The sequence below is a fragment of the Streptomyces sp. NPDC049577 genome, from assembly GCF_040675635.1.
Classification (GTDB): domain Bacteria; phylum Actinomycetota; class Actinomycetes; order Streptomycetales; family Streptomycetaceae; genus Streptomyces.
Genome location: NZ_JBFAPH010000242.1, coordinates 1 through 9,509 on the forward strand (window position 1 = coordinate 1; position 9,509 = coordinate 9,509).

Annotated in this window: 6 protein-coding genes; 4 read left to right on the forward strand and 2 right to left on the reverse strand. The window is 75.2% G+C overall.

Going from position 1 to position 9,509, the window contains the following annotated elements; all coding sequences use genetic code 11:
• The coding region (locus tag AB0K09_RS23660; RefSeq protein ID WP_366067375.1) for a Pls/PosA family non-ribosomal peptide synthetase at window positions 1-2,938 on the forward strand (2,938 nt) is incomplete at its 5' end.
• Between the two features lie 33 nt (window positions 2,939-2,971).
• Window positions 2,972-4,378, forward strand: coding sequence for a M1 family metallopeptidase (locus AB0K09_RS23665; protein ID WP_366067376.1), 1,407 nt, complete (start codon window positions 2,972-2,974; stop codon window positions 4,376-4,378).
• A 90-nt stretch (window positions 4,379-4,468) separates the two neighbouring features.
• On the opposite strand, the gene AB0K09_RS23670 is transcribed toward AB0K09_RS23665, so the two are convergent.
• Both AB0K09_RS23670 and AB0K09_RS23675 read right to left on the reverse strand, forming a co-directional pair.
• Window positions 4,469-6,787, reverse strand: a complete 2,319-nt coding sequence (locus tag AB0K09_RS23670) for a Tex family protein (protein WP_366067377.1) — start codon at window positions 6,785-6,787, stop codon at window positions 4,469-4,471.
• A gap of 122 nt (window positions 6,788-6,909) precedes the next feature.
• Window positions 6,910-7,767: a hypothetical protein gene (locus AB0K09_RS23675; protein ID WP_366067378.1), complete on the reverse strand. Its 858-nt coding sequence runs from the start codon at window positions 7,765-7,767 to the stop codon at window positions 6,910-6,912.
• A gap of 124 nt (window positions 7,768-7,891) precedes the next feature.
• On the opposite strand from AB0K09_RS23675, the gene AB0K09_RS23680 reads away from it, so the two are divergent.
• Together AB0K09_RS23680 and AB0K09_RS23685 are read left to right on the forward strand one after the other, a co-directional pair.
• Window positions 7,892-8,866: a GlxA family transcriptional regulator gene (locus AB0K09_RS23680; RefSeq protein ID WP_366067379.1), complete on the forward strand. Its 975-nt coding sequence runs from the start codon at window positions 7,892-7,894 to the stop codon at window positions 8,864-8,866.
• Between the two features lie 41 nt (window positions 8,867-8,907).
• Window positions 8,908-9,489 carry a DJ-1/PfpI family protein gene (locus tag AB0K09_RS23685; protein ID WP_366067380.1) on the forward strand — a complete coding sequence of 194 codons (582 nt, stop codon included), beginning with the start codon at window positions 8,908-8,910 and terminating at the stop codon, window positions 9,487-9,489.
• Window positions 9,490-9,509 lie beyond the last annotated feature (20 nt).

The window sequence follows — 9,509 nt, forward strand, 5'->3', positions numbered from 1 at the left end:
CTGGACGGCCGGCGGGGAACTGGTCTTCGCCGGCCGCGCCGACGACCAGATCAAGCTCGGCGGCCGCCGCATCGAACTCGGCGAGATCGACGCCGCCCTCAGCGCCCTGCCGGGCGTCCGCGGCGCCGCCGCGGCCGTCCGCGGCACCCCGGCCGGCGGTCAGCTGCTCGTCGGCTACCTCGTGCCCGGCCCCGGCTACGAGCGGCAGCTCGCGCGGAAGCTGCTCGGCGAGCGGCTGCCCGCCGCGCTCGTCCCCGTCCTCGCCGAGGTCGGCGACCTGCCCACCCGCACCTCCGGCAAGGTCGACCGCGACGCCCTGCCCTGGCCGCTGGAGAACGCCGACGCCGACGGGCCGGCCGAGGAGCTGCACGGCACCGCGGCCCGGCTGGCCTCCCTCTGGGAGGAGCTGTTCGGCGTCCGGCCCACCGCCGGCTCCGACTTCGTCGCCATGGGCGGCACCAGCCTGACCGCCGCCCGTATGGCCTCCGCCCTGCGCGAGCACCACCCCGGCGTCTCGGTCGCCGGCCTCTACCGGCACCCCGTCCTGCGCGACATGGCCGAGCACATCGACTCCCTCGCCGAGCACCACGGGACCCCCGGAGCCGGCCGCGACACCACCGGCCACCGGGTCCGCCCCGTGCGGCGCCGCACCGGAGCCGCCCAGATCCTCGTCCAGACCGCCCTGTTCGGCCTCACCGGGCTGCGGATCCTGGTGGGCCTGGCGGCCGCCGACAACGTCCTCGGGCTGCTCGCCCCCAAGGCCTGGACCCCCCATACCTCCTGGTGGCTCGTTCTCGCCGGCTGGATCGTCCTCTACAGCGCCCCCGCCCGCTTCGTACTCGGCGCCCTCGCCGCCCGGCTGCTCACCCGCGGCATCACCCCCGGCACGTACCCGCGCGGCGGGCGCACCCATCTGCGGCTGTGGACCGCCGAGCGCGCCGTCGCCGCCTTCGGCGTGCCGGCCCTCCTCGGCACCCCCTGGGCCGGGCGCTACGCGCGCGCCCTCGGCTGCCGCACGGGCCGCAACGTCGCCCTGCACGCCATGCCGCCCGTCACCGGCCTCGCCGAGCTCGGCGACGGTTGCAGCGTCGAACCCGAGGCCGACATCGCCGGCTGGTGGCTCGACGGCGACACCCTCCACCTGGGCGCGGTCACCATCGGCGCCGACGCCCGCGTCGGCCACCGCACCATGCTGATGCCGGGCGCCTCGCTCGGCCCCGGCGCCCAGCTCGCCCCCGGCGCCTGCCTCGACGGGCACGTCCCGGCCGGCCGGATCTGGGAGGGCTCCCCGGCCCGCCCCGCCGCCGACCGGGCCCCGGCCACGGCTCCGCACAACGGCACCGCCCGCCCCGTCGACGGCACGATCCGGCCGCTCACCGCGCGCGTCCCGGGCATCCCGGCGCCCGCCGTGGCGGCGGGCGACCGCGTCCCGCCGCGCGTGGACGGCACCCCGCAGCACACCGCCCCGTCCCCGTCCGGCGACTGGCCCGAGCCGAGGGCGCACCGCTCCCGCCGCTGGGCGGCCGTCTACGCGCTGACCCTGTTCGCGCTGCCCGCGCTCCCCCTGATCGCCGCCGCACCCGCCCTCGTCGGCACCTACTTCCTCGTCAAGGGGTGCGCCACCCTCTCCGCCGCGGCACTGCTGCTGCTCGCCGCCGTACCGCCGTTCACCTTCGTCACCGCCGTCTGCTGGATCATGGTCGTCGCCCTGACCGTCCGGCTGCTCGGCCGCGGCCTGCGCCCCGGCCTCCACCCGGCCTGCGGCGGCGTCGCCTGGCGGGCCTGGCTCGTCACCCGTCTGCTCACCGGCACCCGGGCCAGCCTCTTCCCGCTCTACGCCAGCCTCGCCACCCCCACCTGGCTGCGCATGCTCGGCGCCAAGGTCGGCCGGCGCGCCGAGATCTCGACCGTCCTGCCGCTGCCGTCGCTGCTCACCGTCGAGGACGGCGCCTTCCTCGCGGACGACACCCTCGTCGCCCCCTACGAACTGCGCGGCGGATGGCTGCGACTGGGCCCCGCCCGCGTCGGCCGGCGCGCCTTCGTCGGCAACTCCGGCATCGTGGGACCCGGGCGCAGCGTCCCCGACCACGGCCTGATCGGCGTGCTCTCCGACGCCCCCGAGCACAGCGAGCCCGGCACGTCCTGGCTGGGCCGGCCCGCGATGCCGCTGCCGCGCGTGGCCACCCACGCCGCCGAGGGGCGCACGTTCGAGCCGCCGCGACGGCTCGTCCTCGCCCGCGCGGCCGTCGAGATGTGCCGCATCCTGCCGCTGATGTGCGGTCTCGCCCTCGCCGAGGCCGTGCTGGTGGGGGAGCAGGACGCCTTCGTCAGCGGCGGCCTCGGGCTGGCCGCGCTCGTCGGCGGACCGCTCCTGCTGGGCGCCGGCATCGTCGCCGCGCTGACCGCGACGGCCGCCAAGTGGCTGCTCGTCGGCCGGTTCAAGACCGGCGAACACCCGCTGTGGAGCTCCTTCGTCTGGCGCAACGAGCTGTACGACACCTTCGTCGAATCCCTCGCCGTGCCCTTCCTCATCGCCCCCTTCACCGGCACCCCGGTGATCAACTGGTGGCTGCGCAGCCTCGGCGTCAAGGTCGGCCGCGGCGTGTGGTGCGACACCCACTGGCTGCCGGAGACCGACCTCGTCTCGCTCGGCGACGGCGTCAGCGTCAACCGGGGCTGCGTCCTGCAGACGCACCTCTTCCACGACCGGATCATGCGCATGGACACCGTCCGCCTCGGCGACGGCGCCTCGCTCGGCCCGCACGGCATCCTGCTGCCCGGCACGAGCGTCGGCGAACACACCGCCATCGCCCCGTCGTCGCTGGTCATGCGCGGCGAGACCGTGCCGGCCGGCACCCGCTGGGCGGGCAACCCCATCGCCGGCGAACGACGCGTACCGGTGGCGGCGGGCGCACCGGCGGCCGAACGCGTGGCATAGGACGAGCGGACCGGGTTCGAGGGGCGGGGAAGCATGACCTTACGGAAACACGCATGGTGCAGCCGGCGCGCCGTGCTCACGGCGGTGGCGGCCCTGCCCCTCGCGGCGGCCGCCGCCGACGTGAGCCGGCTGCGGGCGGGGGAGCGGCAGCCCTACTTCCCGCGCCACGGCTCGTACGGCCACCGCACCCTGGCCTACGACCTGCGGCTCGCCTACGACCCGGGCCGGGCGTGGCTGGACGGCCACGCCCGGATCCGGGCGGTCGCGGCCGACCGCATCGGCCGCGTCGAACTCGACCTGGCCGCCCTCACGGTGGCCGAGGCGCGGCTGGACGGGCACCGGGTGCCCGTCCACCGCCGGGACGGCAAGATCTACCTCACCGCCCCGCGACCGCTCGCCCCCGGCCGGCCCTTCCAGCTGGACATCCGCTACGCCGGCCGGCCCGGCCCCGTCCGCACGCCCTTCGGCGCCATCGGCTGGGACGCCACCGGCGACCCGCACGACGGCACGCTCGTCGCCTCCCAGCCGGTGGGCGCGCCCTCGTGGTTCCCCTGCAACGACCGCCCCGACGACAAGGCCGCCTACACCGTCGCCGTGACCGTGCCCGGCGGCCACCACGCACTGGCCAACGGCACGCTGCGCGACCGCGCGGAACTGCCGGACGGCTCGGTGCGCTGGACCTACCACCACCCCGGCCCCATGGCCACCTACCTCGCCGCCGTCTACACCGGACGCTTCACCCACGCGACCGCGGACGACGGGCCCGTCCCCGTCCGCAACGCCTATCCGGCGCACCTCGCGGACCCCGCGCGGCACGACCTGGCCCGCCAGCCCGAGATCCTGCGCGCCTTCGCCGACCGCTTCGGCGCCTACCCCTTCGAGTCCTACGGCGCCGTCGTCGTCGACGCGGACCTCGCGGCACCGGTGGAGAACCAGACCCTGTCCGTCTTCGGCCGCAACCACGTGGACGGGCGCCGCGGCTGGGAGACGCTCGTCGCCCACGAGATCGCCCACCAGTGGTACGGCAACAGCGTCGGCCTGACGGACTGGCAGCACATCTGGCTCAACGAGGGCTTCGCCACGTACGCGGAGTGGCTGTGGTCCGAGCACCTCGACGAGGACGACGCGGACACGCTGGCCCGCCAGGCCCACAACGACCTGGCGGGCAGCCGCCAGAACCTGCGCATCGCGGACCCGGGCCGCCGGCACCTCTTCGACGACCGCGTCTACGTCCGGGGCGCGTGCGCCCTCCACGCGCTGCGCCTCGCGGCGGGCGACGCGGACTTCTTCCACGTACTGCGCACATGGCACACGGCCCACCGCGGCGGCAACGCGGACACGAGGATGTTCCTCGCGCACGTGGACCGCACGACGGGCCGCGGGTTGAGCAGAGTGCTCAACCCGTGGCTGTACGACAAGCGCTTGCCCGCGTTCCCGTGACCGGGGGCGGTACGCACAACTCAGCCCGTCCGGCGTTTGAGGACACCGCGCGGAGCGCGGCCCGGGGGTCTGGGGGCGAAGCCCCCAGGACTACAGCAGCCCCGCGCGGCGGAGAGCATCGGCCATCGCGTCGTTGGCCGGCGCCGGGGCGGAGCCCTTGCGCTGGCGCGGTGCGGACGGACGGCGCTCCCGCTCCTTCTTCGGCGCCCCGCCGGACGGCGCCCCGTCGTCCAGCCTGAGCGTCAGCGAAATCCGCTTGCGCGCGATGTCCACCTCCATCACCTTCACCCGCACGATGTCACCCGGCTTGACGACGTCCCGCGGATCCTTGACGAACGTCTTCGACATCGCCGACACATGCACCAGACCGTCCTGGTGGACGCCGATGTCCACGAACGCCCCGAACGCCGCCACATTCGTGACGACACCCTCCAGCACCATCCCCGGCCGGAGATCGCCGATCTTCTCGACGCCCTCCTTGAAGGTCGCGGTGCGGAAGGCCGGGCGCGGGTCGCGGCCCGGCTTCTCCAGCTCGCGCAGGATGTCGGTGACGGTCGGCAGACCGAAGGAGTCGTCGACGAAGTCGCCGGGGCGCAGCGAGCGCAGCACCGCCGTGTTGCCGATGAGCGAGGCGACGTCGCCGCCCGTCGTCTTCGCCATGGCCCGCACCACCGGGTACGCCTCGGGGTGCACGCTGGACGCGTCCAGCGGGTCGTCGCCGCCCCGGATGCGCAGGAAGCCGGCGCACTGCTCGTACGCCTTCGGGCCGAGGCGCGGCACGTCCTTGAGCGCCCTGCGGGAGCGGAAGGGCCCGTTCGAGTCGCGGTGGGCGACGATGTTCTCGGCGAGACCGGCGCCGATGCCCGAGACGCGCGAGAGCAGCGGCGCGGAAGCGGTGTTGACGTCCACGCCGACGCCGTTGACGCAGTCCTCGACGACCGCGTCGAGGGAGCGGGACAGCTTCACCTCGGACAGGTCGTGCTGGTACTGGCCGACCCCGATGGACTTCGGGTCGATCTTCACGAGCTCGGCCAGCGGGTCCTGGAGCCGCCGGGCGATGGAGACGGCACCGCGCAGCGAGACGTCCAGACCGGGCAGTTCCTGCGAGGCGAAGGCGGAGGCGGAGTACACCGAGGCGCCGGCCTCCGAGACCATCACCTTGGTGAGCTTCAACTCCGGGTGCCGGGCGATGAGATCGGCGGCCAGCCGGTCCGTCTCGCGGGAGGCCGTGCCGTTGCCGATCGCGACGAGCTCGACGCGGTGCTCGCGCGCCAGCCGGGCGAGGGTGGCGAGCGAGGCGTCCCACTTGTTCTGCGGGACGTGCGGGTAGATCGTCTCGGTGGCCGCGACCTTGCCGGTCGCGTCGACGACGGCGACCTTCACGCCCGTGCGGAAGCCGGGGTCCAGGCCCATCGTGGCGCGGGTGCCGGCGGGCGCGGCGAGCAGCAGGTCGCGCAGGTTGGCGGCGAAGACGCGGACCGCCTCGTCCTCGGCGGCCTGCCGCAGCCGCAGCCGCAGGTCGATGCCGAGGTGGACCAGGACGCGGGTGCGCCACGCCCAGCGCACGGTGTCACCCAGCCACTTGTCCGCCGGCCGGCCCCGGTCGGCGACCCCGAAGCGGCGGGCGATGGCCTGCTCGTAGGAGCTGGGGCCCTCGGCCGGCGCGTCGTCCGGCTCGGGCTCCAGCGTGAGGTCGAGGACCTCCTCCTTCTCGCCCCGCAGCATGGCGAGCACCCGGTGCGAGGGCAGCTGGGTGAAGGGCTCGGCGAAGGAGAAGTAGTCGGCGAACTTCGCGCCGGCCTCCTCCTTGCCCTCCCGCACCTTCGCGGCCAGCCGCCCGCGCGTCCACATGCGCTCGCGCAGCTCGCCGATCAGGTCGGCGTCCTCCGCGAACCGCTCCGTGAGGATCGCCCGCGCGCCCTCCAGCGCCCCGGCGGCGTCCGCGACGCCCTTGTCCGCCGAGACGAAGGCGGCGGCCGCCACGAGCGGCTCGACCGACGGGTCCGCGAGCAGCCCGTCGGCCAGCGGCTCCAGCCCGGCCTCCCGCGCGATCTGCGCCTTGGTGCGCCGCTTGGGCTTGAAGGGCAGGTAGATGTCCTCCAGCCGGGCCTTGGAGTCGGCCTCGCGGATCCGCGCCTCCAGCGCCTCGTCCAGCTTGCCCTGGGCCCGCACGGACTCCAGCACCGCCGTCCGGCGCTCCTCCAGCTCCCGGAGGTAGCGCAGGCGCTCCTCCAGCGTGCGCAGCTGGGCGTCGTCGAGCGCCCCGGTCGCCTCCTTGCGGTAGCGCGCGATGAACGGCACGGTCGAACCGCCGTCGAGCAAGTCGACGGCCGCCTTGACCTGCCGCTCCCGCACGCCGAGCTCCTCGGCGATCCTGCTTTCGATCGACGTCGACGTCGTCACGATCACGCTCTGCTTTCTTCCGGCTGTCCGGGCTCGCGGGCTCTGGGGGTTTCCCCCCGCGAGCCCGCGCTCCGCATTGTGGCAGGTACCGCCGGCCCCGACGGCGCGGCGCCCCCGCCGCAACCGGTTCAGCCCCGCAGATCCGCCGGGAAGCCGCCGGCCTCCACGATGGCCATGGTGAAGCGGCCCGCCAGCTCGGTCAGGCGCTCGACCCCGGCCGCGCCCAGGTGCTCGTACGGGGCACGGTCCAGCCGGTCCGTCTCCACCTCCAGCTCCTCCCGCAGCGCGGCACCGGCCGCCGTCAGGGCGCCGTCCGCGTCGAGCAGCCCGCGCCCGCGCAGCCGCTCCCGGCCGGCGGCCAGGTCCTCCTCGCTCCAGCCACGGGTCTTCAGCAGCCACTTGTCGGACATGCCCTTGCCGGTCGCCGTGTGGCTCACCAGCGCCTCGATCGGGTCGAGACCGGCATGCAGGAGCACCGCCAGGTGCCCGTCGCCGCGGTGCTCGCGCAGCAGCGTCGTGGCGTGCCACAGTGCCAGGTGCGGGGCGTCCGGCACGGGCAGGTCGGCGTGCGCGGCGTACAGCGGGCGCATGGGGCGCTCGCACGCCTCGGCGGCCCGCAGCGCCAGCTCGGCGGCCTCGGCCAGCTCCGGGGAGGCCACGGCCTCCTCGCCGAGGTGGCGGCGCAGCTGGCTGTCGGCGGCGCGCAGCCGGGCCTCCAGCACGGCCTCCGGCGAGGCGATCTCCCAGACCGCGGGCAGGTGACGGCTCACCAGGTCGTGGCTGAAGCTGAAGAACGCGGCCGTCACCGTGCCCGGGCCGACCGGCCCGAAAGCGGCGGCGCGCGCCGCGAGGTAGACGCGGCCCCACTCCTCGATGCCGATCGCGTTCAGCTCCCGCTGGATGTCCGGGGAGAAGTACTGCGCGGAGTGGTAGGGGTTGAGAACGCTGTAGCAGCGCCGTCCGGCGTGCTCGGGCAGAGAAGTCATGTCGCGCACGCTACTTACCGGTTGGGCCTGCGGGAAAGGGCCGAGATCACAGTGCGGGCCGATGGCAGGAAAGGCGGGGAATCCGTCATTGCGGCCGTCGCGCGCGGGCCGCGAGCATGACGGCATGACGACCTCCCGCCGTACCGTGCTGATCGTCCTCTACGAGGGCGTCCAGAGCCTCGACGTCACCGGACCGCTCGAGGTGTTCCACGGCGCGACGGCGGCGGCCGGCCGGTCGGGCGGCTACGAGGTCCGCACCGCGACCGCCGACGGCGGGCCGGTGCGCACCCACAGCGGGCTGCGGCTGGCGCCGGACGGCGCGCTGGACGGGGAAGCGGCACCGGACGTCCTGCTGGTGCCCGGCGGCCACTGCCTGGACGACCCGGATCCCCGGCTCGTCGCCTGGCTGCGCGAGCACGGCCCGCGCGCCGGGCGGCTCGTCTCCGTCTGCACGGGGGCGTTCCTGCTCGCCGGGGCAGGACTGCTGGACGGCCGCCGGGTCACCACGCACTGGGCCTACTGCGCCACCCTGGCCGAGCGGTTCCCGGACGTACGGGTGGACGTCGAGCCCATCTACGTGCGGGACGGGCGCGTCGCCACCTCGGCGGGCGTCACGGCGGGCATCGACCTCGCCCTCCAGCTCGTCGAGGAGGACCACGGCCGGGAGCGCGCCCTCGCCGTCGCCCGCCACCTGGTGGTCTTCCTGCGCCGCCCGGGCAACCAGCGGCAGTTCAGCGCCCAGCTCGCCGCCCAGACCGCGCGCCGGCCGCCGCTGCGCGAGGTGCAGCACTGGATCGCCGAGCACCCCGGGGCCGACCTGTCCGTCGAGGCTCTGGCCGCGCGCGCGAACATGTCGCCCCGGCACTTCGCGCGGACCTTCCGGTCCGAGGTCGGCATGCCGCCCGGACGCTACGTCGAGCGCGTCCGCCTGGAGACCGCCCGGCGGCTGCTGGAGGACGGCCCGGACGGCGTCGAGGAGGTCTCCCGCGCCTGCGGCTACGGCACACCCGAGGCCATGCGCCGGGCCTTCGTCCGCGCCCTGGGCACGGCCCCGGCCGAGTACCGGCGGCGCTTCCGTGCCGCCGGGCCCGCCACCTGAGCGGAAACACCCACCCAACAGTAGGAGAGAAAGGTTTCCTCATGCAGATCGCCATCCTGCTCTACCCCGGCTTCACCTGCCTCGACGCCGTCGGCCCCTACGAGACGCTCGGCCGGATCCCGGGCGCCGAGCCGGTCTTCGTCGCCGAGCGCCCCGGGCCCGTCGGCAACGACAGCGGCAGCCTCGCGCTCGTCGCCGCGGCGTCACTGGCCGACGTGCCCCGGCCCGACATCGTCGTGGTGCCCGGCGGGCCCGTGCAGAACCTGCCGCTGGGCCCGGGCCCGGTGCGGGACTGGCTGCGCGCGGCCGACGCGCACACGACCTGGACGACGTCGGTGTGCACCGGCTCCCTGATCCTGGCCTCCGCGGGGTTCCTGACGGGTCGCCGGGCGACCTCCCACTGGCTCGCCCTGGAGCAGCTCGCCGCGCTCGGCGCCGACCCGACGGGGGAGCGGGTCGTCACCGACGGCAAGTACGTCACCGCGGCGGGGGTGTCGTCCGGCATCGACATGGGCCTGACCCTCGCGGGCCGTATCGCGGGCGATCGACGCCGACTGGCCGAAATCCGGTCTGGGGCCCATGCGTCACGCGGGTCGATAATCGCGAGACGCGCATTGTCATGAGCACGACCCTGCCATCGGCT